At 73.1% G+C, this 26,983-nt stretch carries 21 protein-coding genes; 9 read left to right on the top strand and 12 right to left on the bottom strand.

The window, feature by feature from the left end; translation table 11 throughout:
- Window positions 1-10: 10 nt before the first annotated feature.
- The 4 genes from R9X44_RS17740 to R9X44_RS17725 are packed head-to-tail and all read right to left on the bottom strand — an operon-like array spanning window position 11 to window position 5,864.
- The gene (locus R9X44_RS17740; RefSeq protein ID WP_319815293.1) at window positions 11-235 is read right to left on the bottom strand and encodes a tautomerase family protein; all 225 of its coding nucleotides are present in this window, start codon (window positions 233-235) and stop codon (window positions 11-13) included.
- Complete coding sequence (locus R9X44_RS17735) at window positions 192-4,052, bottom strand: amino acid adenylation domain-containing protein (protein WP_319815292.1); 3,861 nt, start codon at window positions 4,050-4,052, stop codon at window positions 192-194. Before R9X44_RS17735 ends, R9X44_RS17740 begins: the two co-directional genes overlap by 44 nt.
- Before the next feature lie 13 nt (window positions 4,053-4,065).
- Window positions 4,066-5,436: an FAD-dependent oxidoreductase gene (locus R9X44_RS17730; protein WP_319815291.1), complete on the bottom strand. Its 1,371-nt coding sequence runs from the start codon at window positions 5,434-5,436 to the stop codon at window positions 4,066-4,068.
- Between the two features lie 11 nt (window positions 5,437-5,447).
- Window positions 5,448-5,864: an SgcJ/EcaC family oxidoreductase gene (locus R9X44_RS17725; RefSeq protein ID WP_319815290.1), complete on the bottom strand. Its 417-nt coding sequence runs from the start codon at window positions 5,862-5,864 to the stop codon at window positions 5,448-5,450.
- Between the two features lie 191 nt (window positions 5,865-6,055).
- Between R9X44_RS17725 and R9X44_RS17720 the strand changes: the two genes are divergently transcribed.
- The 4 genes from R9X44_RS17720 (at window position 6,056) to R9X44_RS17705 (ending at window position 11,201) form a co-directional block, all read left to right on the top strand.
- The gene (locus R9X44_RS17720; RefSeq protein WP_319815289.1) at window positions 6,056-7,240 is read left to right on the top strand and encodes an acyl-CoA dehydrogenase family protein; all 1,185 of its coding nucleotides are present in this window, start codon (window positions 6,056-6,058) and stop codon (window positions 7,238-7,240) included.
- Between the two features lie 89 nt (window positions 7,241-7,329).
- A complete protein-coding gene (locus R9X44_RS17715) occupies window positions 7,330-9,414 on the top strand; it encodes an MMPL family transporter (RefSeq protein WP_319815288.1) in 2,085 nt (694 codons plus the stop codon).
- A 12-nt stretch (window positions 9,415-9,426) separates the two neighbouring features.
- The gene (locus tag R9X44_RS17710; protein ID WP_319815287.1) at window positions 9,427-10,005 is read left to right on the top strand and encodes a dihydrofolate reductase family protein; all 579 of its coding nucleotides are present in this window, start codon (window positions 9,427-9,429) and stop codon (window positions 10,003-10,005) included.
- Window positions 10,002-11,201, top strand: a complete 1,200-nt coding sequence (locus R9X44_RS17705) for an acyl-CoA dehydrogenase family protein (RefSeq protein ID WP_319815286.1) — start codon at window positions 10,002-10,004, stop codon at window positions 11,199-11,201. Before R9X44_RS17710 ends, R9X44_RS17705 begins: the two co-directional genes overlap by 4 nt.
- 73 nt (window positions 11,202-11,274) lie before the next feature.
- Here the strand turns inward: R9X44_RS17705 and R9X44_RS17700 are convergent, their stop codons facing one another.
- Genes R9X44_RS17700 through R9X44_RS17685 form a run of 4 tightly spaced genes read right to left on the bottom strand, consistent with a single transcriptional unit; the run spans window position 11,275 to window position 15,882 of the window.
- On the bottom strand, window positions 11,275-11,502 hold the full coding sequence (locus tag R9X44_RS17700) for an MbtH family protein (protein WP_319815285.1): 228 nt from the start codon (window positions 11,500-11,502) through the stop codon (window positions 11,275-11,277).
- Window positions 11,503-11,514: 12 nt separating this feature from the next.
- Window positions 11,515-13,299, bottom strand: a complete 1,785-nt coding sequence (locus tag R9X44_RS17695) for a non-ribosomal peptide synthetase (RefSeq protein ID WP_319815284.1) — start codon at window positions 13,297-13,299, stop codon at window positions 11,515-11,517.
- A complete protein-coding gene (locus R9X44_RS17690; protein ID WP_319815283.1) occupies window positions 13,299-14,699 on the bottom strand; it encodes an extracellular solute-binding protein in 1,401 nt (466 codons plus the stop codon). Before R9X44_RS17690 ends, R9X44_RS17695 begins: the two co-directional genes overlap by 1 nt.
- Window positions 14,700-14,739: 40 nt before the next feature.
- On the bottom strand, window positions 14,740-15,882 hold the full coding sequence (locus R9X44_RS17685; protein ID WP_319815282.1) for an epoxide hydrolase: 1,143 nt from the start codon (window positions 15,880-15,882) through the stop codon (window positions 14,740-14,742).
- 162 nt (window positions 15,883-16,044) lie between these two features.
- Between R9X44_RS17685 and R9X44_RS17680 the strand changes: the two genes are divergently transcribed.
- From R9X44_RS17680 to R9X44_RS17660, 5 genes are all read left to right on the top strand, one after another.
- Entirely contained in the window at window positions 16,045-17,589 is a 1,545-nt protein-coding gene (locus R9X44_RS17680; protein WP_319815281.1) for a class I SAM-dependent methyltransferase, read from the top strand.
- A 2-nt stretch (window positions 17,590-17,591) separates the two neighbouring features.
- A complete protein-coding gene (locus R9X44_RS17675; RefSeq protein ID WP_319815280.1) occupies window positions 17,592-18,941 on the top strand; it encodes an FAD-binding oxidoreductase in 1,350 nt (449 codons plus the stop codon).
- Between the two features lie 109 nt (window positions 18,942-19,050).
- Window positions 19,051-20,037 carry a VOC family protein gene (locus R9X44_RS17670; RefSeq protein WP_319815279.1) on the top strand — a complete coding sequence of 329 codons (987 nt, stop codon included), beginning with the start codon at window positions 19,051-19,053 and terminating at the stop codon, window positions 20,035-20,037.
- Between the two features lie 117 nt (window positions 20,038-20,154).
- Entirely contained in the window at window positions 20,155-21,513 is a 1,359-nt protein-coding gene (locus R9X44_RS17665) for a condensation domain-containing protein (protein WP_319815278.1), read from the top strand.
- A gap of 9 nt (window positions 21,514-21,522) precedes the next feature.
- The gene (locus tag R9X44_RS17660; protein WP_319815277.1) at window positions 21,523-22,065 is read left to right on the top strand and encodes a dihydrofolate reductase family protein; all 543 of its coding nucleotides are present in this window, start codon (window positions 21,523-21,525) and stop codon (window positions 22,063-22,065) included.
- A gap of 88 nt (window positions 22,066-22,153) precedes the next feature.
- Here the strand turns inward: R9X44_RS17660 and R9X44_RS17655 are convergent, their stop codons facing one another.
- The 4 genes from R9X44_RS17655 to R9X44_RS17640 all read right to left on the bottom strand — a co-directional run bounded on the left by R9X44_RS17655 (window position 22,154) and on the right by R9X44_RS17640 (window position 26,886).
- On the bottom strand, window positions 22,154-23,278 hold the full coding sequence (locus tag R9X44_RS17655; protein WP_319815276.1) for a hypothetical protein: 1,125 nt from the start codon (window positions 23,276-23,278) through the stop codon (window positions 22,154-22,156).
- 260 nt (window positions 23,279-23,538) lie between these two features.
- Window positions 23,539-24,675, bottom strand: coding sequence for a carboxymuconolactone decarboxylase family protein (locus R9X44_RS17650; protein WP_319815275.1), 1,137 nt, complete (start codon window positions 24,673-24,675; stop codon window positions 23,539-23,541).
- Between the two features lie 22 nt (window positions 24,676-24,697).
- Window positions 24,698-26,332 (bottom strand): GMC family oxidoreductase, encoded by a 1,635-nt coding sequence (locus R9X44_RS17645; RefSeq protein WP_319815274.1) that lies wholly within the window; start codon window positions 26,330-26,332, stop codon window positions 24,698-24,700.
- Window positions 26,329-26,886 carry a DUF5987 family protein gene (locus R9X44_RS17640; protein ID WP_319815273.1) on the bottom strand — a complete coding sequence of 186 codons (558 nt, stop codon included), beginning with the start codon at window positions 26,884-26,886 and terminating at the stop codon, window positions 26,329-26,331. The genes R9X44_RS17645 and R9X44_RS17640 overlap by 4 nt, the downstream gene beginning before the upstream one ends.
- Window positions 26,887-26,983 lie beyond the last annotated feature (97 nt).

The following is a 26,983-nucleotide window of genomic DNA, read 5'->3' as shown; positions in this document are numbered from 1 at the left end:
GGTTCTCCGCTCAGTAGTCGGGGGTCTTGCGCAGCAGGTGGTCGCGGCGCAGGATCTCCGGGACGTACACCCGGCTGTGCCACTCCTCGGACGGGATCTCCTCGGTCGCGATCGACACGACCTCGGCCGAGCAGCCGAACGCCGCCCGGATCGCCTCGGTGACGGCCGCGACGAGGTCGGCCTCCTGCGCGTCAGTCAGCGACGCGGGAAAGTGCTTGATGGTGACGTGGGGCATGGTCCTCTCCCTGGGACGAGGCCCGCCTGATCGCCCGCGCCAGAGCGGCGACGCCGGGCGGGCGGAGCAGGCCGTAGTGGTCGGCGGACATCGGGACGGTCCTGAGGTCGAGCCCGTCGGCGTCGGACAGGAACGGGTCGCCGTCGCCCGCCGCCGGGAACACCGTGACGGGTGCGCGGAGCCGCCGTTCCCGCAGCTCGGTGGGTGTGTAGGCGAACCCGCAGGTGCGCCGGACGACCGCGCTGATCCGGCGGACCAGGTCGAGGTCGAGATCGGGGTGGTGGCGGCCGACGAACGCGGCGAAGTCGTCGGCGGCGAGGCACTCGGCGAGGCCGACGCCGTCGGAGCGGCGCAGGAACACCTGGTAGAGCAGGGCCCGGACGGCGAGCTCACCGGTGGGTTCCGGGGCGTCGGCGGGGCCGAGCCGGGGACTTCCCGGCGCGATCAGCATCAGCTCGGCGACCCGCTCCCCCGCGCTCTCCAGCTGCCAGGCCGTCTCGAACGCGAGCCGTGCGCCGAAGGAGTACCCCCACAGGGTGTAGGGGCCCTCCGGTTGGACGGTCCGGAGCGCGGCGACGTCGGCTGCGGCCATCGCCGCGAGCGTCGGGTACGGCTCCTCGCCCTCGTTGACGCCGTGGGCCTGGACCCCGTAGAACGTCGTGCCGGACAGTTCCGCGAGCCCGCGCAGGCTCATCGGGTAGCCGCCCAGGCCCGGCCAGCAGAACACCGGCCCGGTGCGCGGGCGGCCCGACGAAGTCGGGCCCTTGAAAGCCCGCGCTCCGGGCCCAGACGAGTACGGCCCGGACGCGGCGCGCTCCCCGCGCCAGAGGCGGAGCATCCGTGACGCGGCGGGCGGGGCGGGTTCGGCGGCCGCGACGACCCTGGCGAGGTCGGCGACCGTCGACGCCTCGATGAGCGTCTGGAGCGGCAGCGCCGTGCCGAACTCCCGGTTGATCCGGTTGACGAGGTTCACCGCCACGAGGGAGTCGCCTCCCGCGCCGAAGAAGTCGTCATGGACCGAGACCACCTCACGCCGCACGGCCGCCCGCCACAGCGCGGCGATCCTGCGTTCGGTGTCGGTCCTGGGCGGCACGGGCGGCCCGGTGGCGGGAGCGGGGAGCGCCACGTCGTGGAGCGCGCGGTGGTCGATCTTGCCGTTGGGGGTGCGGGGCAGCCGGTCGAGCGGGACGACCCGGCTCGGCGTCATGTAGACGGGCAGGAACGCGGTGAGGTCGTCGCGGATCAGCTCGGCGGGGCCGCGCATGTGGACGGAGTCCTCTTTCATGTCGCGTGCCGCGCGCTGGGCGGCGCTGACCTTCCCACCGACGGCGAAGTAGACGGGCCCGTCCTCGCCGGGCAGCAGGGCGCGCAGCCGGACGGCGGCGGGCAGGTCGTGGCCGTCGCGCGAGCTGTACCCGGCCTGCATCAGGCCGAGGCCGCCGTCGGCCTGCATCCGGTGCAGCGCCCGGCCCAGCTCCAGATACCCGAACGGGCCTGGCGGGCCGAACAGCGCGACCCCGAACGACGCGCGCCGGTACGTCCGCTGGTTGATCGCGATGACGTCCTTGACCCGGACGATCTCCTCGCCGACGCTCCTGAGTTCCGCGCCGTCCCACCGGTAGAGGCCACCGGGAAGGTCGGCGATCCTCCCGGGATGGGCCTGCACGAAGACGCGGACGGCGGCGGGGCCGTCCAGCGGGGGTGCGGGCCGCCAGGGCGAAGGGCGGTCGGTGGGGAGGAGGGCGTAGGTCGCGATGGGGAGGTCGTCGGGGAGTTCCAGCGGCAGGCCGGGCGAAGGCGGTTCCGGTGGGCCCAGGCGCAGGCCGTGGCCCGGCAGGACCTCGTCAAGCAGGCCCGCGAGGTGGCCCGCCTCGAATTCCAGCACCTCGTCGACGTTGGTCCGGTAGACGGGGGTGATGGCCCGCCGCCTGCCGACAAGGTGCAGCCGGACGCCGGGCGCGACATGACCCGCGCTCAGGGACACGAGCCGGTGCTCGGCGGGGTCGTAGTAGTGGATACCGGACGGCAGCCCCGCCACGTCCGCGGTCTCCACGAGGACCTGCACGCCGTAGAGCGCGCCGGGCGACGCGTACCCGTACTTCGGCAGCAGCCTGTCGTCGCTGTGGAACCTGCCGAGCCACCGCAGGATCTCCGCGAGCTCCCCGAGCCCCGGCGGCCCGGCCGGGAGAGCCGGGAGGGGGCGGGGGTCGGCGGGAGTGAGGAGGCGGCGCAGGTCCGCGCGGGTCACCGGGCCGCCCTCGAAGAAGCGGTAGGTCTTGCGGGCGAAGACCCTCGCCTCCTGGGCCGGGGTGGGGGTGCGGCCCGGCAGGGCGAGGGCGGGCCTGCCCGCGAGGTCGGTGCGGCGGCCGGGGGCGGCGAGCTGGGCGCGCAGCTGGGTGCGGCCGTCCTTCGACCTGTGGTGCGCCCCGCCCGCGCCCTGGTCCATCAGGGCCGCCTCGCGCTCATCGAGCTCCACGAACGCGACGAGGTCGCCGTCCGGCCTGACCACGGCCGCGGCGTGCCTGACCCAGGCGTGCGTCTCGATCGCGAGCCTGATCTCATCGAGCTCGACCCGGTAGCCGCGCAGCTTCACCTGGCCGTCGGCGCGGCCCGCGAACACCGCGTCGCCGCCGGGCGACAGCGACACCCGGTCGCCGGTCCGGTACAGCCTGGCCCCTGCGGGCCCGTAGGGGTCGGGGACGAAGCGCGCGGCGGTCAGGTCGGGCCGGCCGAGGTAGCCGCGCGCGAGCTGGACGCCGCCGACGTACAGTTCGCCGACCTCTCCCGGCGCGACATGCCGCAGCCGCTCGTCGAGCACGCGGTAGACGACGCCGTCGGCGGGGCCGCCGATCGGGACGCCGCCGACCCCCTCGGGCAGGTCGCCGACGACGTGCGCGGAGGCGTTGATGGTGCACTCCGTCGGCCCGTACAGGTTCGTGAGCACCGCGCCGGGCAGCGCGGCGCGGCAGTCGCGCGCGAGGGTCAGCGACAGCGCCTCGCCGCCGCTGAACACCTGCCGCAGGCTGACGGCCTCGCCGAGCCGCCCGGTGTCGACGAGCGCGCGCAGCAGGGTCGGCACGCACTGGAGCGTGGTCGCCCCTGCGGCGGCGACGGCGTCGATCAGCCCGTCGGGGTCGGCGTAGAGGCCGGGCGCGGCGACCACGACCGTCGCGCCGCACGCCGAGGCGAGGATCTCCCACTGGGCGGCGTCGAAGCTCAGCGGCGTCTTGTGCAGCACCCGCGTCCCCGGCCCGATCCCGTGCGCGTCATGCAGCCACCCGAGCTGCGCCGCGAGCGCCCCGTGCTCGACCATGACCCCCTTGGGCCGCCCCGTGCTCCCCGACGTGTAGATGACATAAGCGAGATCCCCCGCCCCCGGCCCTCCCCCCGAGCACGACCCGGGTGGGGTGGGCACGGGCCGGGGGTCGAGGAGGATGGTCTGGGTGTTCGGCGGGGTCAGGGCGGGGAGGCGGGCGGCGAGGGACGGGCTGGTGACCACGGCGCGGACGGCGGCGTCGGCGGCCATGAAGCGCAGGCGGTCTTCTGGGTATTCGGGGGCGAGGGGGACATAGGCCGCGCCCACGAACAGAACGCCCCAGACCGCGACGGCGACCGACGCGTCAGGCTCCAGGTACAGGCCGACGCGGTCGTCGGGGCCGAGGCCGAGCCCGCGCAGCCGCGCGGCGAGCGCGTCGGCCCGGCCGACGAGTTCGGCGAAGGTGAGCCGCCCTGATCCGTCCTCGACGGCCGTGTCGTGCGGCCGGGCCGCCGCCCGCGCCCGCAGCAGCGCGGGCGGCGTCCCGAGATCGGTGTTCACGCCGGGTCCCCCGTCACGCGGCCGGGGACACGTGCGGCACGTCCTCGGCGCGGGCCGGCTCGGGGACGTGGCCGCCCTTGCGGAGCACGCGCAGCAGCATCCCCGGCGCCATGATCGACTGCGGCGGGTCGACGAGACCCGCGACCCGCATGAACGCGCGGGTGACCGCGCCGTCGCGGGTCGCCGCGGCCTGGACGCGCCCGATGTAGGCGTTGATCATGCGGACCTTGGCCGTGCGGTCCCCCTCGACCTCGGGGAAGGCGAGGTCGCCGCCCGCCGAGGCGTCCCAGGCGACGTCGATGACCTTGGCGATGTCGCCGAAGAACGCGCGCGGGTCGGGCGCGGAGCCCGCCAGAAGGTGCTCGCGCAGCTTCAGCGACTCGAGCGCCGCGATCGTCATGCCCTGCCCGTAGACGGGGTTGAAGCTGCACGCCGCGTCGCCCATCACCAGGAGCCGCTCGGGGAACCGCGTCAGCCGCTCGTAGCGGCGGCGGACGCTCGCGGGGTATCGGAAGGAGACGGGGTCGTCGAGCGGCTCGGCGTCGCGGATGACGTCGTGGACGTCGGGGACGGGCAGGTCCCTGACGAAGTCGAGGAATCCCTCGGGGTCCACGGGGGCTGCGTCACCGAGCACGCCGGTGAGGGACAGCACACACTTGCCTCCTTCGATCCGGGAGAAGAACGCGCCGCGCGGATGCGACGGCGACGACACCGGGTTGATCGACAGGTCCCCGTTCAGGACGCCCTCGTCGGGCAGCCGGTACAGGCGTGTGGTGTAGGTGAGGTCGATGCGCACCTTGTCCTCGGCGGGCCGGTCGTAGCCGAGGCCGTCGAGCCAGGCGGGGGTGCGCGAGCCGCGCCCGGTGCAGTCCACGACGAGGTCGGCGGCGAGCACCTCGGTCTTGTCCGCGCGCTCGACCGTGACGCCGGTGATCCGTGCGCCGTCGTCGGAGGCGACGAGGCCGAGGATGTCGGTCTCCTCGGCGAGGGTGACGTTCGGGATCTCCAGGAGCCGCTCGCGCACGAGGTGTTCGAGCAGCGGCCGGGTCGCCGACACGCAGATCAGGCCGGTGGCCCCCGGCTTGAGCCGCCGCCCGTTGAAGAACCAGCGCAGCTCGCCGAGGTCCCCGGTCGGGACGCCGGCCGCGACCGCGCCCGCGGTGAAGCCGGGGAAGTGCTCCTCGAGGATCTGCTGGCCGCGCGCGAGCAGGCCGTGCACGTGCCTGCCCTGCGGGACGCCGCGCCGCGCGGCGCTCACCCCGCGCAGGCGGTCCCGGTCCACGACGACGACCTCGCGGTAGAAGTCCGCGAGGACCCGCGCCGCCACAAGGCCCGCCATGCTGCCGCCGAGCACCACGGCCCGGCCGCCGACTGTCCGTTCCATCGTGGCTCCCCCTAGGCCGCTTCGCGCGGGCTGTTCTGGTAGGCGGCCAGCAGCCACCCGCCGTCCGCCTGGCGGACCACGGTCCACGAGGCGCGGACGGCCCGTTCTGCGGGCACCTCGGTCTCGCCGGGGGCGAGGACGCCGCCGTTGGTGAGCAGGACCGCGACGTCGGCGGACAGGAAAGTCAGCCCGAACGGCGTGCCGGTGACCTGGGTGCCCTGGTAGACCGTGGCGAACGCCTGGCCCATGAACGCGGCGATGGCCTCGCGGCCCTTCTGGAACACGCCGGGCAGGATCATCGTGCCGTCGGGGGTGAACACGTCGGCGAAGGCCGCGCCGTCGTGGGCCGCCCACGCGGCGACGATCCTGCCGGGGACTGCGGCGATCGCGGACTGGTCGGCGGCGGAGACGGGTGAGGTCATCGTCATTTCTGCGCTCCAGGTTCGAAATCAGGCTGCTCAGCCGACCATCGCACCGGGAACGGCGGGGGCGCTTACTGGAAAGTGCGCAGCACTGTCGCGGGGTCGGCATTCCTGAAGATGTGCGGTGGCCCCGCGTGGCGGAACGCTTGAGGCCCCGGCGGACGCGTCCGCACCGGCACTTCCCCTGAGGAGGAAGGGTGACCGTCACCCACACACCCCCCGGAACCGGGCTCGACCCCGTCGCCGCGGCGGCGGGCCTCGTCCCGCTGTTGAAGGAGCACGCCGCGGCGACCGCCGACGCGCGGCGGCTGCCGGAACCCGTCGTCACCGCGCTCACCGAGGCCGGGCTGTTCGCGCTGCGCAAGCCCGCGCGCTACGGCGGCGCTGAGGCGAGCGCCCGTACCGTTGTCGACACCGTCGCCGAGCTCGCGCGCGGCGACGGGTCGGCGGCCTGGGTCGTCGGCGTCAACGCGATCACCATGTGGATGGCGGGCCTGCTGCCCGACCCCGTGCAGGACGAGGTGTTCGCCTCTCCGGACGTCAGGCTGTGCGGCACGCTCAGCCCGAGCGGCATGTGCGCGCCCGCCGACGGCGGCTATGTCCTCGACGGCCGCTGGGGCTTCATCTCCGGCGCGCTCCACGCCGACTGGCAGATCATCGTCGCGCTCGCGCCGACCCCGGACGGGGCCTCGTTCTGGCCGGTCCTCACCGTCGTGCCGCTCAGCGAGCTGACCGTCGTGGACGACTGGGACGCCTTCGGCCTGCGCGGCACGGGCAGCGTCTCGACCGTCGCCGAGGGCGTCTTCGTGCCCGCCGCGCGGGTGCTGCCGCTGCCTCTCGTCCTCGCCGAGCAGTATGCCTCGGAGGCCAACGCCGCGTCGCCCGTGTGGCAGGCGCCGCTGCTGCCGACCGCGTCCGCGCTGTCGGTCGGCGTCGCCTCGGGCCTCGCCCGCGCGGCCCGCGAGGCGTTCCTCGACCGGCTGCCCGGCCGCAAGATCACCTACACCTCCTACGAGAGCCAGGCCGAGGCCCCCGTCACGCATCTGCGGCTGGCCGAGGCGACCCATCTCGCCGACGAGTCGCTGTTCCACGCGCACCGCGTCGCCGCCCTTGTCGACGGCAAGGCCGGTGCGCCGTGGACCGCCGAGGAGCGGGCCGCCGCGCGCGCCTCGCTCGGCCGGGCCTGCGAGCTCGCCAAGCGCTCCGCCGACGCGTTCGCCGAGGCGGGCGGCGGCTCCTCGGTCTACCGCGACGTGCCGCTCCAGCGGATCGCCGCCGACGCCGCCGCGATCGGCCTGCACGCCCTCATGCACCCGGCGACCAACGCCGAACTGTACGGCCGGGTGCTGTGCGGGCTCGAGCCGAACACCCTCTACTTCTGACCCGGCCCGCACCGGCCGTCCCCGCGGTCCGGCGGGGACGGCCCTTCGGCGTTCCTCCTCCCCCCAAGAGAACCAAGGAGAAAGCAACCATGAAATTCGTCTGCGGACGGCGCGGCAAGTGGGTGACACTCGTCGTCTGGCTCGTCCTGTTCATGGGCGTCGCGGGCCCCCTCGCGGGGAAGCTCTCCGGGGTCCAGAAGAACGACGCCGCGCAGTGGCTGCCCGGATCGGCCGAGTCGACCCGGGTCGTGGAACTCCAGAAGAGCTTCGAGACCGCCGAGACCGCCCCCGCCGTCATCGTCTACGAGCGCGCCTCGGGGCTGACCGACGCCGACCTCGCCAAGGCCGCCGCCGACGCCGTCGCGCTGGCGTCCGCCGAGGGCGTCGCGGGGCCCGTCAGCGAGCCGATCGCCGCCGCCGACGGGGCCGCGCTGCAGCTCGTCGTGCCCGTCGCGATGGGGGCCGACGGCTACAACAAGATCGCCGACCGGATCGCGGGCCTGCGCGAGATCACCGGACCGGGCGCTGACGGCCTCGACGTCAAGGTCGCCGGACCCGCCGGGTTCGACGGCGACGCAGCCGCCGCGTTCTCCGGGGTGGACGGCGCGCTGCTGGGCGCGACAGTCCTCGTCGTCATCGTCCTCCTGCTGTTCGCCTACCGCAGCCCGGTCCTGTGGATTCTGCCGATCTTCTGCGCGGTCACCGCGCTGACGGCGTCGCAGGGGCTGATCTACCTGCTCGCCGAGGGCGTCGGGCTGACCGTCACCGGGCAGAGCGCGGGCATCCTCACCGTCCTGGTCATCGGCGCGGGCACGGATTACGCGCTGTTGCTCATCGCCCGCTACCGCGAGGAGCTGTCCCGCACCGAGGACCGGCACGCCGCGATGGCCGCCGCGCTGCACCGGGCGGGACCCGCCGTCGCCGCGAGCGCCGCGACGGTCGGCGCGGGCCTGCTCTGCCTCATGGCCGCCGACATGAACTCCACGCGCGGGCTCGGCCCCGTCCTCGCGATCGGCGTGGGCGTCGCGCTGGTCACCATGCTGACGCTGCTGCCCGCGCTGCTCGTCGTGCTCGGCCGCTGGATCTTCTGGCCGCGCAGGCCGCGGCCCGGCGTCGCCGTCGCCGAGACCGGCAGGGGCTGGGCGCGGCTCGGCACGGGCATCGCCAGACGGCCCCGCGCCATCTGGGTGACCGCCTCGCTGGCGCTCGCCGCGCTCGCCACCGGCTCGTTCCTGCTGAACCCCGCGGGCCTCACCGCGGCCGACACCTTCACCGGCAAGCCCGACTCGATCGCGGGCCAGGAGGCGCTCGCCAGGCACTTCCCCGCCGGGCAGAACGGACAGCCGGTCGTCGTCATCGCCAAGGCCGAGGCGGCCACCGCCGTCACCGCGGCGGTCGGCTCAGTGCCGGGGGTCGCCGCGACCGGGGAACCCGTGGTCAAGGACGGGCTCGCGCGCGTCGAGGCGACCCTGGCGGACGCGCCCGACAGCGACGCCGCCGCCGACACCGTCGTCGCGGTCCGGGAGGCAGTGCACGCGATCGCGGACGCCAAGGTCGGCGGCCCGACCGCGCTGCGGATGGACATGTACGAGGCGACCTCGCGCGACAACCTCGTGATCATCCCGATCGTGCTCGTGGTGATCCTCGCGATCCTCGGGCTGCTGCTGCGCGCCGTCGTCGCGCCGCTCGTCCTCGTCGCGACAGTCGCGCTGTCGTTCGCCGCGGCGCTCGGCGCGAGCGCGCTGATCTTCGACGCGCTCGGGTTCGCCTCGACGGACGCCGCGTTCCCGCTCTACATCTTCGTGTTCCTCGTGGCGCTCGGCGTCGACTACAACATCTTCCTCATGACCAGGGTCCGGGAGGAATCCGCGCGGCACGGGACCCGCGAGGGCATGCTGCGCGGGCTGCGCGCCACCGGCGGCGTCATCACCTCCGCGGGGCTCGTGCTCGCCGGGACGTTCGCGGTGTTCGCCGCGATGCCGCTCGTCCAGTTCGTGGAGATCGGCGTCGCGGTCGCGCTCGGCGTGCTGCTCGACACGTTCGTCGTCCGGTCCGTGCTGGTCACCGCGCTCACCCTCGACCTCGGCCGGCGCGTCTGGACGCCGGGCGGGCTGTCCCGTCCCGCCGCCGAGCCTGCCGCCGGAGCCGACCGCGAGGCAGTTCCCGTCCCGTAGAAGGAGACCTTCATGCCCAAGACCATGCCCAAGACCATGCGCAGGATCGTGGCGAACGTGTTCGTGTCCCTCGACGGGGTCGCCGAGACCCCCGAGAAGTGGGCGCCCCCGCTGCTCGACGACGAGGTGAAGGGCGCGATCGCCGCCCAGCTCGGCGGCGGCGACGCCATCCTGCTCGGCCGCCGCACCTACCAGACGTTCGCCGAAGCCTTCACCGGCGACAAGCGCGACGACCCGTTCGGCAAGCAGATGACCGCTACGCCCAAGTACGTCCTGTCCTCGACCCTCACCGAGGCCGACTGGGCCAACACCACGCTCGTCGGCGACGACCCGGCCGCCGCCGTCGCGGCGCTCAAGGCGGCCGAGGGAGGCGACATCGTCGTCAACGGCAGCGTCTCGGTGCTGCGGTGGCTGCTCGAACGCGGGCTGCTCGACGAGGTGAGCGTCATGGTGTTCCCGCTCGTGCTCGGCTCCGGCGACCGGCTGTTCCCCGAGGGGACCGCCGAGATCCCGCTCGCGCTGCGCTCGTCGCGCGCGTTCGCGACGGGCGTCGTCCAGCTCGTCTACAGCCGTGCGGAGGAGGGCGCGTGACGGCCGTCGCGCCGCCCGCCCCCGGCGCTGACGAACTCCTCGCGCGCGCCGAGGAGTTCGTCCCGCTGCTGGTCGAGCGGCAGGCCGAGACGGAGGACGCCACGATGTACGCGGCCGACCTGCACGAGCGGTTCGCCGAGGCGGGTCTCTACCGGGTTCTCACCCCGCGCGTGTTCGGCGGGCTCGAACTCGGGGCCGAGGCGTTCTTCCGGGTCGTGATGACGCTCGCGCGCGGCTGCCCGTCGACGGCGTGGATGTACACGTTCGCGCACGCGCACGCGCTCGCCGCGGCGACGCTGTTCGGACGTGAGGCACAGGAGGAGCTGTTCGCCTCGCCCGACTTCCTGTGCCCGGCGACGGTCGCCCCGGCCGGGATCGCGACGCCCGTCCCCGGCGGGTGGCGGGTCAGCGGGACGTTCGGGTACTGCTCGGGGTCGCCCTACGCGACCCACTTCATGGGCCACACCCTTGTCGTCGGCCCCGACGGACCGCCGACGCCGCTGCTGTTCGTGCTGCCCCGCGCGTCATGGCGGCGGCTCGATGACTGGGGCAACTCCCTCGGCCTGCGCGGGAGCGGCTCGCACAGCGTCGTCGTGGACGACGCGTTCGTGCCCGCCCACCACGCGCTGGGACTCCACCTCAGCCAGACGGCGGTCACCGAGGACACCCCAGGCCGCCTCCTGCACGCCGGTCCCGAGTACGCGGGCGGGCCGCTCAGCTTCATGCTGCTCCAGCTCGGCGCGCTGGCCGCCGGCATGGCGAGGGGCGCGCTCGACGCCTACGCCGAGCTGATGCGCGTCCGCACCACGTCGTTCCCCCCGATCGTCAGCCGTGCCGAGGACCCGGGCTTCCAGTTCCGTTACGGCGAGGCGGCGGGCATGGTCGCCGCCGCCGAGTCCGCGGTCCTCGGGGCGGTCAGGACCTGGCACGACACCTGCGTGACCGGCCCGTCGGCGTTCACCAGGGAACACGAGCTGTCCCTCGCCCTGACGAGCCGGGAGGCCATCCGGCTGTCCTGGCGGGCCGTCGAGTCCCACTTGTTCCCGACGGCGGGATCGAGCTCGGTCCGCTCCGGCGAGCGCGTCGAACGGGTCTGGCGCGACATGTCGACCCTGCACAGCCACGCGGGACCCGGGACGTTCCTGTCGACGCTGGCCCCGCGCGAGCTCGCCAGGTCCCACTTCGGGCTCGCCTGACCCGACACCCGCACAGAACCGAACGGCCCGTACCCGGAGAACCGGGGACGGGCCGTACCTCTTGTGCCGTGGGTCAGGGGGTCGCGGGATCGTCGGCGAGGAATCGGCGGACTGACGCCGGGCGCAGGTCGGTCCAGAGGGTGGCGACGTGGTCGAGGCACACCGTGCGGTCCTCGGGGCCGAAGACCGGGGTCCAGCCCTCGGGGAGCGCCACGAGGTCGGGCCAGAGCGCGTGCTGGTCCTCGGCGTTGACCACGATGAGGTAGGCGTCGTTGGGCGAGTCGAACGGGTTCGTGAGCATGCGTCAGGCTCCTCAGGAAGCGGTCCGGGCTGCCGCGCGGGCGGCGCGGGCCGCGCGCAGGCGGTCGACCTCGACGGCGAGGCCGGCCGCCGTGGGCGCGTCGAACAGGGCGCTGATCGGGACGTTCACCCGCAGCATCGACTTGATGCGGCTGATGAGCCGCATCGCGAGCAGCGACTGGCCGCCGAGGTGGAAGAAGCTGTGGTCGACGCCGACCCTGCCGACGCCGAGCACCTCCGCGTACAGGGTGCAGAGGATCTCCTCGGTGGTCGTGGTCGGCGCGCGGTAGGCGGTCGCCGGCCGGAAGTCGGGCTCGGGCAGCGCCCGCCGGTCGAGCTTCCCGTTCGACGTCACCGGCAGCGCGTCCACCACCACGAAGGCCGACGGCACCATGTACTGCGGCAGCGACGCCGCGACGAGGTCGCGCAGCTCGGGCGTCTCCCAGTCGAACGACGCGCGCACCAGGTACGCGACGAGCCTGCGATTGCCCGGCTCGACCTCGTGCCCGACGACGGCGACGTCCGCGACGCCGGGGTGCGCGGCGAGGACCGCCTCGATCTCGCTCGGCTCGACCCGGAACCCGAGGATCTTCACCTGGTCGCCGAGCCGTCCCGCGTACTCGAGGTCGCCGTCGTCGGTCCAGCGGGCCAGGTCACCGGTCCGGTACATGCGCGAGCCCGCCGGACCGTACGGGTCGGGGACGAACCGCTCGGCGGTCTGGTCGGCGAGCCCGTGGTAGCCGCGTGCGACGCCGCGCCCTGCGACGTACACCTCGCCGGTCACCCCCGCGGGCACCCGGCCGAGCCGCTCGTCGAGCACGTAGACCCGTACGCCGTCCATGGCCTTGCCGACGGGCACGACCTTCGGCGGCTGGTACGGGGCGCGGATCGGCCCCTGGGTGCTGAACAGGGTGAGTTCCGTGGCCCCGTACATGGCCCGGATCGTGATCCCCGGGCAGGCGTCGAGGACACGTCGGACGGCGCCCGGCGCGATGACGTCGCCGCCGGTGAGCACCTCGGCGACCCCCGCCAGCAGCGCGGGCTCCTCCTCGGCGACGACACGGAACAGCCCCGCCGTCAGGTGGAAGCCGGTGATGCCGGGCAGCAGCCGCCGCAGCGTCTCGACCTCGATCCTGCCGGGCGGCGCGACGACGACGGTCCCGCCGCGCAGCAGCGGCACCCACAGCTCGTAGGTCGACACGTTGAACGCGTGCGGCGCGATCATCAGGACGCGCCGGTGGTTCCCGCCGTCCCACGCCGAGTCGCCGATCAGCGCGAGGACCTCGCCCTGCACGACGGACGCGGCCTTGGGGTGCCCGGTGGAGCCCGAGGTGTAGATGACGTACGCGAGCAGCCCGGGGTGGGCGGGCGGCGTGGGGTCGTCGGCGGGTTCGGCGAGCCATGAGGTGTCCTCGTCCACGACGAGCACGCGCGGCGCGGCGGGCAGCCCGCGCGCCGCCGACGCCGCGTCGGCGAGCAGGACCGGCGCGCCGGACTGCTCGATGACGAACCGCTGCCGGTCGGCCGGCGCGTCGCCGTGCATCGGCAGGTAGCAGCCGCCGGACTTGAGCGCGGCGAGGATCGCGACGACGAGGTCGGCCGAGCGGTCCATGAGGATCGCGACCGGGGACTCGCGCCCGACGCCGAGCGCGCGCAGCCGGTGCGCGAGCCGGTTGGCCCGCTCGTCGAGGTCCCGGTAGGTGAGGACCGCGTCGCCGCACTCGACGGCCGGCGCGTCGGGCGTGCGGGCCGCCTGGGCGGCGAACGCGTGCTGGATCGACGCGTGTGGCGCGGCCATCACTCGGCCCCGCTGAGCTGCACGACGTTCTCCAGGTCCGCGCCGGAGTACGCCTCGGCGTCGCGGAAGTACTCGATCCGCAGGCTCGTGGGGGCGCTCGGGCCGCCGTCGGCCGCGTCGGCGTGGTAGGCGTCGAGCAGGAGCTGTGCCTCGATGGTGGCGGCGGTGAACCGCTCCTCGGGATCGGCCCCGGCGAGCACGTCGGCCATCGCGCGGGTCATGACGTCCTGGTTGCCCGCGAAGTCGCCGAACAGCGCGCCACGGCAGGGCGGCGTGCCGGTCAGGCCGGTCCGCGCCGGGTAGGCGTCGATCTGCTCGACCGCCGCCTTGTGGTGCGGGTTCGCCGCGAACCAGCCCTCCTCGGCGAGCAGGTCGCAGGCCGTCCTGGTGATCGGCAGGAAGCTCGTGCCCTTGTGGCGCTCCGCCGCGTTCACCGGGTTGTGCACGAACTGCAGGAACGCCAGCGCGCCCTCCCTGACCGCCTCGGGCAGCCCGTCGGCGAGCCACAGCGACGTCCCCGCGACGGTGTTGCCGCCATAGGGCAGCGACGCGTCATAAGGCAGCCGCCCGGCGGCGACCCCGAACCCGCCGGCCTTGCCCGCCTCGGCCATGTAGTTGACGTCGTTGGACGACGACACGCGCAGCGCCACGTCCTGCTCGGCGAAGAGCCGGAAGTTGCCCTCCCAGTCGGGGATCTTCCCGGTGGAGACATGGTGGCCCGCGTCGTGCAGGCCCTTCCACCACCGGGCGAACGCCAGCATCTGCGGCGAGGCGAGTTCGACCTTCTCCGGACGGCCCGCGCGGCCGTTGTCGGCGTCGCACAGCAGCCCGCCCCGGGTGGCGAGGACCTGCTGGTAGAGCATGCCGTGGTTGGGCCAGGTCAGCGCGTGCGGGGAGACGCCGCCGAGCGCCGCGCAGGCCGCCTCGACCTCGTCCCAGGTCTCCGGCAGCTCGGCCAGTCCGGCGCGTTCGAGCAGCGCGGTGTTGGCGTACATCAGGGTCGTGGTGCCGACCGACGGCATCGAGGTGAGGTCGCCCCGGTAGGTGTACTGCTCGCGCATGGCGGGGAGGACGTCGCCGAGCACGACCGGCTCGCCGAGGATCTCCGTCCGGCCGCCGACGGCGCGCTCGACCGAGGTGTAGCGGGGGCTGCCGTCGAGCGCCAGGGTGTCGCGGGCGACGGGGGCCATGTAGAAGTAGTACTCGGCGATCGCCGGGCCACGGCCCGCCGCGATGGCCTCGGCGATCTCGGCGGGGCCGGTGAAGAAGCCGACCCCGTGCAGCCGCACTTCAAGGTCGGGGTGGCGGGCCTCGAACTCGGCGACGAGGCGGTGCCAGCGGTCCATGTAGCCGGGGAAGGTCAGGTCCGACACCCAGGCGTCGATGACTGTCTTGCGCATACGGTCTCCTTGAAAAGGTGCGGCGGCGAGGGTGCGGCGGCTAGCGCAGCGACCGGAAGAAGGCGCGGACGTCCTCGACCAGCGCGCCCGGCTGTTCGAGGGCGGCGAAGTGGCCGCCGCCGGCGAACTCCGTCCAGTGCTTGATGGTCGGGACGTCGCGGTCGGCGAACGCCCGGATCGGCGGGAAGAGATCGTGCGGGAACACCGCGACGCCGACGGGGACGCCGATCGGCGGGGGCGCGTTGCCCTCGATGAGGGCGCGGACGGCGGGCGCGCCCTCGAAGTAGAACTGGCCGGACGAGCCCGCGGTGCGGGTGAACCAGTAGATCGAGACGATGGTCAGCAGCGTGTCGCGGTCGATCACCGACGCGGGGTCGGTCCATTCGGCGAACTTCTCGGCGATCCAGGCGAGCTGGCCGACGGGCGAGTCGGTGAGCGCGTAGGCGACGGTCTGCGGCCTGGTCTGCATGAGCTTCATGTAGGCCGACCTGTCGGCGTCGAACCTGCCGAGCGCGGCCAGCCGCGCGAAGTCGTCGTCGGTGAGGTTCGCCATCTCGGCCGGGTCGCCCGACGGGAACGCCATCAGCATGTTGACGTGCACGCCGATGACGCGGTCGGGGTGGATCGTGCCGAGCGCGAGGGAGATCGGCGACCCGGCGTCGCCGCCCTGCGCGGCGAACTCGGCGTACCCGAGGCGGGTCATCAGCTCGGCCCAGGCGTTGGCGATCCTCGGGACGTCCCAGCCGGTCTCGGTGAGCGGCCCGGAGAACCCGTAGCCGGGGATCGACGGGATCACCAGGTGGAACGCGTCGGCGGGGTCGCCGCCGTGCGCGCGCGGGTCGGTGAGCGGTCCGATCACGTCGAGGAACTCCGCGACGGAGCCCGGCCAGCCGTGCGTGAGGATCAGCGGGACGGCGTCCGGCTCGGGCGAGCGCACATGCAGGAAGTGGACGGTGGCCCCGTCGATCTCGGTGAGGAACTGCGGGTGGGCGTTGAGGCGGTCCTCGGCGGCGCGCCAGTCGAAGTCGTCGGCCCAGTGCGCGGCGAGCTCCCGCAGCGGCTCGAGCGGGTGGCCGCGGGTCCAGCCGACACCGGGCAGCTCGTCGGGCCAGCGGGTCGCGGCGAGCCTGCGGTGCAGGTCGTCGAGGTCTTCCTGTGGGATCTCGATCCGGAACTGGCGCATCGCATCCTCCAGCGGACGGCGGGCGGTCTACGCGAGCAGTGTCCGTCGCGCCGCGCCGGCCTGGCTTCTTGAGAACTGCGCGGGAAGGCGCAGGCCAGAAGAAGCCCGCGGGGCCAGGCCCGACAAGGCTTGAGCGGATGCCAACCGACGAAGGGACGCCCCATGACCGTCGTCACCGGTCCGCCCGTCACCGCCCCGCCTGTCACCGAACTGCTCGACGCGCTGCTCGCCGCGCCGCCCGGCGCGTCCGGGCCCGCGTTCCACGCGCTGACCGCCGCGCTGTGGGACGACGGCGCGCTCACCGACGCCGCGCTGCCCGCGGTGCCGCTGCTGACCGCCAGGATGCGCGGGGCCGACGCGCGCGGCAGGGGCCATCTGGCGATCCTGCTCGGGCTGCTCGCCGAGGCCGAGTACCCGGAAGCCGGGCCGGTCTCGGCGGCGGTGCTCGCCGAGACCGACCTGTACTTCACGCTGCTCGCGTCCGCCCCGCGCAACGGTCCGCTGTCCCTCGCCGTCCGCTACCTGCTCGCGCACTTCCCCGTCCTGCGGGAGCGGGTGCTCCAGGCGGTCGCGCCGCTCGACCTCGCCGCGGACGACATGTCGCGTCTCGACCGCGCGCTCCAGGCACTCGACCCCGTCGGGGTGTCGCTCGGCAGGGTGTTCCCCTCCCCCGCCGTCTGGACGATGGACGAGCGGGAGAAGGCGTTCGACCGGGCCTGGATCGACGCGCTGAGCCCCGAGCAGGTCAGCGCGTTCTGGCATGACGACACCCGCACGGTCTTCGGCAGCACCGGCGCGAAGGCGTACTGGGCGGTCTTGAACGACAGCGAGGTCGCCGACCTGCCCATGCCGGAGCTGCCCGACCGCGCGACCCTGCCGCTGCCCGGCACCCCCGACCCGGCGATCTTCGCCCGGCACAGCGCCGCGCTGCGCTGCCCGGGCTGCGGCGGTCCCCTGGAGTTCACCGCCGAGAGCGCGACGTGCGCGGCAGACGGCACCCGCTACCCGATGGGCGGCGGCGTCCTCGACCTGACCGCGCCGGTCCCCGACGACGCCAAGGACTTCCAGTTCAAGCTCGCCGAGATGCCCAGCATGGGACTGTTCTACGAGTCCTACGCGCGGCCGAACTTCCTGCGCATGTCGGGCTCGGACTTCGGCGACTCCGTCACCCCCGAGGTGGAGGACGCCTACATCGCCGAGCACATCGCGCCGGTCGACGGACCCGTCCTCGACATGGCGGCGGGCGCGGGCCGGTGGACCGAGGTGCTCGCCGACGCCGTCGGCCCCGAGCGGGTCATCCCGCTCGACCTGAACCCGCCGATGCTCACCGCGCTGCGGGTGCGGCTGCCCGAACTGCCCGCGGTGCTGGCGAGCGCGGCCGACCTGCCGGTCGCCGACGCCTCGCTCGGCGCGGTGCTGTGCTGGAACGCGCTCCAGGCGTTCCCCGAGCACGCGGCGGCGGCCGTCCGGGAGGCCGCGCGGTGCCTGAAGCCGGGCGGCGTGTTCTGCTTCCTCACCTTCCGCGCCTCGCCCGACCCGGTCGCCGCGTACTTCCAGCGCTCGCACAGGTTCCCGCAGCACGACGGCGGCCTGAAGCTGTTCGAGCCCGCCGAGATCGACGGCTGGCTCGCCGACGCCGGCCTGCGCGTCAGGCACCGCTGGACACCCGGCACGTTCGTCGTCGTCACCGCAGAGAAGCCGGAGTGACCATGAGCGCCGTAGCCTCCCTCGCACTGCCGGGGACCCCCGAGTACGCGGCGGCCACCGAGGTCTTCAACCTCGCCGGGCCGCTGCACCCCGCCGCCGCCGTCACCGCGCGGACCGTCGCCGACGTCGCCGCCGCGATCGGCGCGGCCAAGGCGTCCGGGCTCGGCGTGCGGGTGCACTCCACCGGGCACGCGAGCGCCTCGGTGCCGGCCGTCGACGGGTCGCTGCTCATCCGCACCGCGCTCGACGGCGACGTCGAGATCGACACGGCACGGCGGATCGCCAGGGTCCCCGCCGGGGCCTGCTGGGGCGACGTCGTGCGGGCCGCCGCGCCGCACGGACTCACCGCGCCGCACGGGTCGTCGGCCCATGTCGGGGTCGTCGGGTACCTGCTGCGGGGCGGGCTCAGCTTCTACGGACGGGCGCTCGGCCTCGGCGTCAACAGCGTCCGGGCCGTCGAGCTCGTCACCGCCGACGGCTCCCTCGTGCGGGCCGACGCCGAAGCCGACCCCGACCTGTTCTGGGCGCTGCGCGGCGGCGGAGGCGGCCTGGGCGTCGTCACCGCGGTCGAGGTCGCGCTGTATCCGGCGACGACAGTCGTCACCGGGGCCGCCTACTGGCCGGGGGCGCACGCGCCCGCGCTGCTCAGGGCGTGGCGGGAGTGGACGCTGACCGCGCCGGACGCCGTCACGACGTCGGCGCGGATCATGAACCTGCCCGAGCATCCGCAGGTGCCGCCGCCGCTCGCGGGCCGGACCACCCTGGTGGTGGACGGCGCTGTCCTCGCCGAGGGCGACGACCGGGAGGGCGCGGAGCGGATCGCCGCCGAGCTGCTCGGGCCGCTGCGCGAGATCGCCGTCCCCGTCGTGGACTCCTGGGAGACGACGACGCCGGAAGCCGTCCTGCTCGCGCACGGCGACCCCGACGACCCGGTGCCGATCATCGGCGACCACATGCTGCTGTCGGAACTCGGCACCGAGGGCGTCGACGCCTTCCTCGGCGTCGCCGGGGAGGGGTCGGGGTCGGGGCTGATCGCGGCGGGGCTGCGGCAGCTCGGCGGGGCCTTCGCCGTCCCCGATCCCTCGGGGGGCGCGCTCAGCGCGGTGCCCGCGCGCTATTCGTACGCGGGTTCGGCGGCCCCGTTCGTGCTGACCCCCGCGCAGATCCGCGCCCAGCTCGCCAGGGTGCGGGCGGCGCTGACGCCGTGGGACACCGGCCTGACCGTGCCGTCGTTCGTGGAGGACAGGGACCAGCCGCAGCGGCACATGTCCGCGCGGGACGCCGCGCGGGCGGCGGCGGTGCGCGCGCGCGTCGACCCGGAAGGGCTTTTCGCGGGGGATGTCGCGCCCTGACACCATCCGGCAGTCCGACGGCAGTTACCTGACAATTTCCAGCGCCCGTTCCCCGCCTTTTCTGAAGCAGAATCCACGGTGACGAAGCCTTTGGGAAAGGAAAAAGGGAATGGGCGCTTTCGACGCACTCTCGGTCGACCACATAAGGATCTACACCGCCGACCTCGCCGAGGCCGCCGCGCGGTACGCCGGGTACGGGCTCGCCGAGCTGTCGCGCGCCGCCGAGCCGGGGGCCAGGTCGGTCATGCTCGGCAGGGGCGGGGTGCGCCTCCTGCTCACCGAGCCGGGGTCGGCCGACCACCCCGGCACCGCCTACCTGGACCGGCACGGCGAGGGCGTCGCGGACATCGCCCTGGCCGTCGCCGACCCGGGGGCCGCCTACCGGGAGGCCGTCGCGCGCGGGGCGACGCCGGTGCGCCCCGGGACGATCGAGGGGTTCGGCGACGTCGCGCACACCTTCACCCGGCGTGCGCCGACGCCGCAGCCCGGTGAGCCCGGCGACCTTGAGTTGGTCGACCACTTCGCGGTGTGCGTCCCGGCGGGCGGCATGCGGCCCGCGATCGAGCGGTACGGCAGGACGCTCGGGTTCGACCTCGTCTTCACCGAGCGGATCACCGTCGGCGGGCAGGCCATCGAGACCAAGGCGATCCAGAACCACGGCGTGACGTTCACGCTGATCGAGCCGGACACGTCACGCGAACCCGGACAGATCGACGCGTTCCTCGAGCGGCACGGCGGCCCCGGCGTCCAGCACGTCGCGTTCACCACGGCCGACATCGTCAACGCGGTCCTGCGCTGCCGGGAGCGCGGCGTGGAGTTCCTGGAGACGCCCGCGGAGTACTACCGGCTGCTGCACGACAGGCTCGACGTCGGCAGGCACCCGCTCACCGACCTGCGGCGGCTGTCGATCCTCGCCGACGCCGACCACGACGGGCAGCTCTTCCAGATCTTCACCCGCACCGCCCACCCGCGCGAGACGCTGTTCTTCGAGCTGATCGAACGGCTCGGCGCGCGGACCTTCGGCGGCGGCAACATCAGGGCGCTCTACGAGGCGGTCGAACTGCACAGGGCGGGCACGGTGACGGCCGCCGCGTAAATCCCGCGGTCTTCCGATGCTGATTTTTCCGGGAAAGGCATTCTCGGAGAAAGGCGACGGGCACTTGCCTCGATAGCGTCGATCAGCAGCAGTCTTTTTTGGAGAAGGAGAGGCCAGATGACCCTCCAGGCCGACTCGCCCGCGACGGGCGCGCGCATCCCGCTCTCGCACACCCAGAACTTCCTGCGGATCTTCGACCAGGGCGACGCCGCCGGGCCGTTCGGCGGCAGGTACAACATCGTCGTCGGCTGGCGGGTCGGCGGCCCCCTCGACCCTGCGGTGCTGCGCGACGCGCTCACCGACGTCGTCGCCAGGCACGACACGCTCCGCGCGACAATCGTCCGGGAAGGCGACGGGCACCAGACGTTCGCCGACCCGTCGCCCGCGGGCCTGACCGTCGTCTCCCTCGACGGCACCCCCGGCGAGGACCGCGCCCGCGTCGCCGAGGAGTTCTGCGGCGACATCGAGGCCGGGACGTACGACAGCGCCACGATCCCGCACCTGCGCGTCTTCTACGGGAGGTTCGACGCCACCGACGGCGTCATCGTCCTCGTCGTCCACCACACCGCGGGCGACGGCTGGTCGATGCAGCTCCTCATGCGCGACATCGCCGCCCTCTACGCCCTGCGCTCCGGCTTCCCCGCCGACCTTCCCGACGCCGCCTCCTACGCCGAATACGTGCGGTGGCAGATCGACGGGGAGGACGCCGAGCTGACCGAGATGTCGCAGGAGTACTGGCGTGAGAAGCTCGCCGGGGCGCGGATGCTGACCGTCCCGACCGACCACCTCCGCTCGGCGGAGCTGCCCCGCTCAAGCCCGGTGCACAGGTTCGCGCTGTCCCGCGAGACGACGGCGGCGACGATGGCGCTCGCCGAGGCGACCAGGTCGTCGGCGTTCATGGTGGCGCTGACCGCCTACAAGGTGGCGCTCGCCGGGCTGCTCGACGCCACCGACATCGCCATCCCCACGCTGACGTCGGGCCGCACCGAACCGCGGTTCGACAACACCGTCGGGCCGTTCTTCAACTTCGTGCCGCTGCGCACCGACCTGTCCGGCGTCACGACGTTCCGGGAGGCGCTCGCGCGGGTCAGGACGACGTGCCTTGATGCCTACTCCAACGAGCTGCCCTTCGCGCGGGTCGTCTCCGAGGCCCCCGAGCTGATGGGGCCGATGGCCGAGGACGACAAGGCGGCGTGCGCGTTCCAGGCATGGCAGTTCTCCGAGGCGCTTTACGGCACGAAGGTCGGCGACCTCACCTACGCTGAGATCCGCGAGCGGCTCCTTCCGCAGGCCGACGGCACCGACATCCCCGACGGGGCCCTGTTGACGCTCGACATGGACCCGGCGGGCCGGATCTTCGGCAACATCGCCTACAACGCCAATCTGTACACCGCTGAGACGGCCGAGCGCCTCGCGTCGGCCTTCGCCGCGGCGCTCACCGCCGGGGTCGCCGACCCCGACGCCCCCCTCACCTGAGAGGCTTGCATGCGCAAGGTCATCCTCCAGATGGTCACCTCGCTCGACGGCTATGTCGCGGGCCCCGACGGCGACCTGTCCTGGATCTTCCCGAACCTCGATGACGAGATCCGCACCTGGATCAACAAGTCGCTGTCGAAGGTCGACGTCCAGCTCCTCGGCCGCGTCGCCTACCTGGAGCAGGCCGGATACTGGCCGACCGCCACCGAGGAACTAGCCGGCGTCATGAACGCCTCAGAAAAACTAGTCTTCTCCCACACCCTCACCGAACTCCCGAACCCGGTGTGGCCGAACTCAAGACTCGCCACCGACCCCACGGCCGAAATCACCCGTCTCAAATCCAAACCAGGCGGCGACCTCTACATCCCCGGCGGCGCCTCCTTCGCCCAGTCCCTGGCCGCCGCCAACCTCATCGACGAATACCGCCTAATCCAACCCCCGGTCGTCCTAGGCACCGGCACCCCCCTCTTCACCTCCCCCCTCAACCTCTCCCTAATCACCTCCCACCCCTACACCACAGGCACCCTAATCAAGACCTACCACCCCACCTAACCCCCCGCGCCCTCCCGAGCCCCCTCCCACCCGGGAGGGGGTTCACAACAAACACACATCCGCCTCCCCAACAAACGCGGCCACCCGGTCACAGAAGCAGGACCTTTAGTTGGTCCCGCATGGTCTTGACCTCGGGGGTGTGCTTCCATGGTGCTGAGAGGGTGCCGATTTCGTGGAGGTAGGTGTCGAGGCGGGCCGACGACACCAACGGCGCGAGACGTCCCAACGACTCCATCAGGTCGGCGGCCAAGAGAGGCTGCGAAGCCTTCAGCGCCCCTTGGACCTGACGGGCCATCAGGTTGGCGGCGAGCCATGGTGACGATGGCGCAAGGCCGTTCACGGCCTCCTGGAAGGCATTCTGTGCGGGCTCCCAGGCAGCCTGGTCGTGCAGGGCGACGCCCACGTTCCCGATCAAATTCAGCCGTTGGAAGTGGTCGAGGCCCTCGCCGATCTCACGTGCGCGGTCAAGGTGCAGAGCCGAATTCCGCTTCTCGTTGAGCAACCCGAGGGACCGGCCGAAGTTGACATGTGCCGCTGCTTCTTCTTCCGGGGTCACATCGGGGATCGTCAGGGCCTGGCGTGCATAAAGATGACTGTTCAGCCCGTCGCCCTCGTATGCGCCGAACATGCTGAGCTCATTGAGCGCTCCGATCTGTCCCGTGTGGTCATCTGCCGCCCGTGCGAAAACAACGGCGAGCTTGCCCGCTTCCTTCGCCTGCGGAAGGCGGCGGGCGTCGTACTCCACGAGAGAGACATGCCGCGCAAGAGATGACGCGGCGCTCAGAAATCGAGTGTCCTTGACGTCGGCGGCGGTCAGTTTGACACGCCGCAGGTGCTTGGCGGCCTCTTCGACGGCCGTGAGCCCACCCGAGCCGTAGAGGTTCGCCCCAATCCTCTGACTGAGCGCCTGAACGTATTCCGGATCCCGATACGGATTACCGTTGGCACTTGGCACGAGCGCCACAGTCGCGGCACTGGCCAAAAACGCACGTCGCTTCACTTCAGCCTCGTCCGGTTTGCGTCGTATGACTAGTTCGTATCCTACGCGGCCGAGCATCTTCGCAAGGCGGCTGAACCCCACATCATTCTTCCCACTGGCCACAAGGGACGCCCACGACGGCGTGCGTCCCAGCGCTTCCCCAAGTTGCGCCTGCGTCCAACCTCGTTCCTTCATGATCGCTTGGGCTGCCTGCGCCAGGTCTGAATACTCCATGACCGGACCGTACCAAGCCTATCAAATTCCGTCGCCTTCCCTTTGAACAGAATTCACGCCCCGCTCACTAAAGGCAAGGAACGCACACACGATCAGCCGCGATCGCCGCACATCACTCCGAAGATCACCGTCTGCGCGGCTGTCAAGGAAGCCCGCTTTTCGGCGGACGGTAACGGGACCTGGAACCAGGCTGAATTAGGAGGTTTGTGCTTATGTCGGGGTCTGTGGTGAATTTGGCTCGGTGGGGGGCGGTGTCGGGGTCAGGTGGTGGTTTGTGGGTGTGGTCGGGTTGGTTCGGGTGTGGTGGCGAGGAGGGTTGTGTGGTGGCGGGCGGCGGTCAGGGAGGACCAGGAGGCGAGGGTGATGAGGTGGTGGTCGGGGAGGGCGGGGGCGGTGACGTCGGCGGGGGTGACGCGGGGGGCGTCCAGGGCGATGAGGAGGGCGAGGCGGGCTGCGGGGCGCTCGGTCGGGGGGAGTTGGGCGACCGCCTCGGCGGCCCAGGAGCGGGGCATCGGGGGGGCGTCGCGTAGCGCGATCTGGTCTTCGACCAGGGCGCGGGCCTCCGGGGACAGGACTGTCTCGGCCTCGGCTCCGACGGCCCGGACGGCGCGTGCGACGGCGTCGGCCACGCGTGGTGCGGGGGCCGCCCAGACGAGGTCGGCGGGGTGCTCCGCCTCGGGCAGCAGCGCCGGGCCGCCGGGCGACGGGGACGCCCGCACCGCGAGCCGGGCCAGGATGCCGCGCATCATGCCGTGCGCGAAGGACGGGACCTCGGACGGGAGCGGCGAGTCCGGCAGGAACACGCTGACCATGCGGTTGAGGTAGTGGAACGTGAACGCGACCCCGAGGAGCTCGGCGAGGTCCGCCCCCGGCGGCGGACCCGCCCCACGCACCCAAGCCGCCACCGCCCCCACGCCCGCCTCGCCCCCCACCGCGTCGCCCGCCACGTGGCCCCTCGAGTCGCCCGGCGTACGGCCCGTCTCGGCCCCCGCCGCGTCGCCCACCGCGTCGCCCGGCGCGTGGCCCCTCGGGTCGCCCGGCGTGCGGTCCGTCTCGGCCTCTGCGGAGGTGAAGGCGGTGTGCATGAGGGTGTGGACGGAGACGCAGTAGGGGCAGGAGTTGGTGGTGGAGATGGCTTCGGCCACCTCTTCCTTCAGGGCGCGGGGTGTGCTGCTCGGGTTCACGAGTGTCTCGCGCAGCAGGAGCCAGGCCGCGGCGAGCGGGACCGGGGCGGGCGAGTGCAGTGCGACGGGTGGGGCGAGCATGCCGAAGCGGGCGGTGGAGTCCGCGTAGACCTCGGCGACCTGCCCGGTCGCGCGGGCCGGGGGCACCGGCGTCACGTGCCGGATCTCCCGCAGGGTGCGGTTGAGCGCGAACGACAGCAGTTTTCCAGGCACGGAGACCTCCGGGGGGACTCGGCTACTTGCGGGTGAGCGCGGGCAGCAGCGGCAGCACGCCGGTGCGGCCCGAGGTCGCGCCGCCGGGAGCGGGCGCGCCGTAGGAGACCTCGACGCCGCGCGCCTTCGCCGCCGCGACGATGCCGGGCACGGCCCGCTCGGCCAGCGCCGAGATCGTCATCGCAGGGTTCACGGTGAGCGGCGACGGCACGGCCGACCCGTCGGTGACGAAGATGCCGGGGTGGCCGCGCAACTCGTGCCGGTCGTCAAGGGCGGAGGTGGCGGGGTCGTCGCCGATCCGGCATGACGCCAGCGGGTGGACGGTGTACGCGCCGACGAGGTCGTTGGTCCAGGCGGCGACCTCGGCGAGGCCGTCGCGTTCCAGGATGTCCTTGACCTCGGCGTCGGCCTCGGCCCAGGCGCGCAGCGTGTTGGCCGTCGGGTTGTAGCGCAGCCTGCCGACGCCGAGCATCTGCTGGGAAACGCGGTCGGCGTTGCCGCGCGCGGGCGGCGGCCCGAAGACGCCCTCGTTGTCGTCCTCGACCATCTGGAAGATGATCAGCCAGGAGCGCCAGCGCCGCAGCATCTCCTTCTTCTCCGGGCCGAACCACGCGGGCTCCGCCATGCCGGGGACCTGGGCGAGGATCGTGCCGAGGCCGGGCGGGAAGTACAGCTGCTCGAGGGAGTAGCGCGAGTGCTCGGGCAGCGAGCCGTCGAGCTTGTCCCAGTTCGCCACGGTCGGGCCCTTGCCGATCTGGTTGGCGAGGTAGGCCGAGCCGTCGGGACGGGTGAGGCCGAGGACGTCGCGGACCTTGTCCTCGTCGAGCACCGCGGTGTTCAGGCGCTCGCCGTTGCCGGAGAAGTACCTGCCGACGCCGTGCGGCATCCGCCCGAGGTGCGGCTCGCTGCGCTGCAGGATGACGGGCGTCGCCCCGGCCCCGGCCGCCACGACGACGATCTTGGCGTCGATCACGCCGGTCCCCGCCTCGATCCGGTAGTCCTCGTCGTCAACGTGCGTGTAGTGGACGCGGTAGCCGCCGTCGTCCAGGCGGGTCAGGTACTGCACCTCGTGCAGCGGCCGTATCTGCGCGCCGTGGGCGAGCGCGGCGGGCAGGTAGTTGGTCTGGAGGGTGCGTTTGGCGTCGAAGTGGCAGCCGGCCATCATCCAGTTGCAGTTCACGCAGCGGTCGTTGTCGACGCCGACCGGCACCGGGTTGGCGGTGCGGCCCGCGTGGTCGCAGGCCGCCGCCCACAGGCCGCCCGCGTAGCTGACGTCCGACCAGCCCTGGAGGCTGACGGGGATCGACTCGGCGACCCTGTCGTACCAGGGGTCGAGGGCCGAGCGGGTGATGGCGCGCGGCCACATCCGCCGTTCGAAGACGAACTTCGGCGCGCGCGGCAGCGCGGCGAAGTAGACCATGCTGCCGCCGCCGACGCAGTTGCCGCCCAGGACGCTCATGCCGTCGCCGACGGTGAAGTCGAAGATGCGGGTGTAGGACGAGCCGAGTTTGAAGTCGTGGTCGAAGTCCTCGGCGGTCAGCCACGGCCCGCGTTCCAGGATCACCACCTTCGCACCGCCCGCCGCGAGGTGGTATGCGGTGATCGCGCCGCCGAACCCGCTGCCGATCACCAGGACGTCGGTCGACTCAACGCTCATTCCGGGCTCCCTGATGCCGTGGTCGACGGGTGGAGGCGGGCGAGCTCGCGCCCGTAGCCGAAGTCGGGGAAGCGCCAGCGCCCGTCGGCGTCCGGCGGCGCGATCCCCATCGCGACGAGGCCGGGATGCCCGGCCGCGAGCGCCGCGGCGGTGTTCAGGTGCGCCGCGGAGTCGAACGCCATGTTGCAGAACAGCGCGAGGCTCACCCAGAACGCCTTCTCCGGGTGGTCGGGCGTGGTGAGCCGGCCGACGAGCGCGCGCCGGTCGGCGTATGCGAGCCCGACGAACGCGGGCCGCCCCTCGGCGAGCCCGTGTTCGGCCGCGTAGGCCCGCGCGTGGTCGTTGAGGGTGTCGGCGAGGCCGGGCAGCCAGCCGGTGACCCCCGTCGCGTCCCAGGAGAGCAGTTCCAGCGCGCCTGCGGCGACGGCCCCGCCCCCCTCCGCCACCCCCGCGACGGCACGGTCGTCAGGGCCGCGCCGCGCGCCGGGAAGAATCGTGTCCGCGAACGCCTCGAGCGTCTCGACCTGCTCCGATCCAAGATCCAATGCCGCCATGGGGTGCTCCCGCGGTCGGTGACGAAGACCCCTCAATCGTCGCCTTCGCCGTTCACCGCGGGCTTCTTCTCCAGTGCTCGCCGACCGCGCCCCGGCG

Origin of the sequence: Actinocorallia sp. A-T 12471 (assembly GCF_033875155.1) — a bacterium.
Classification (GTDB): domain Bacteria; phylum Actinomycetota; class Actinomycetes; order Streptosporangiales; family Streptosporangiaceae; genus Actinocorallia.
The sequence above is the reverse complement of the archived record's forward strand: the minus strand, read 5'-3'. Positions and strand labels throughout refer to the sequence as shown.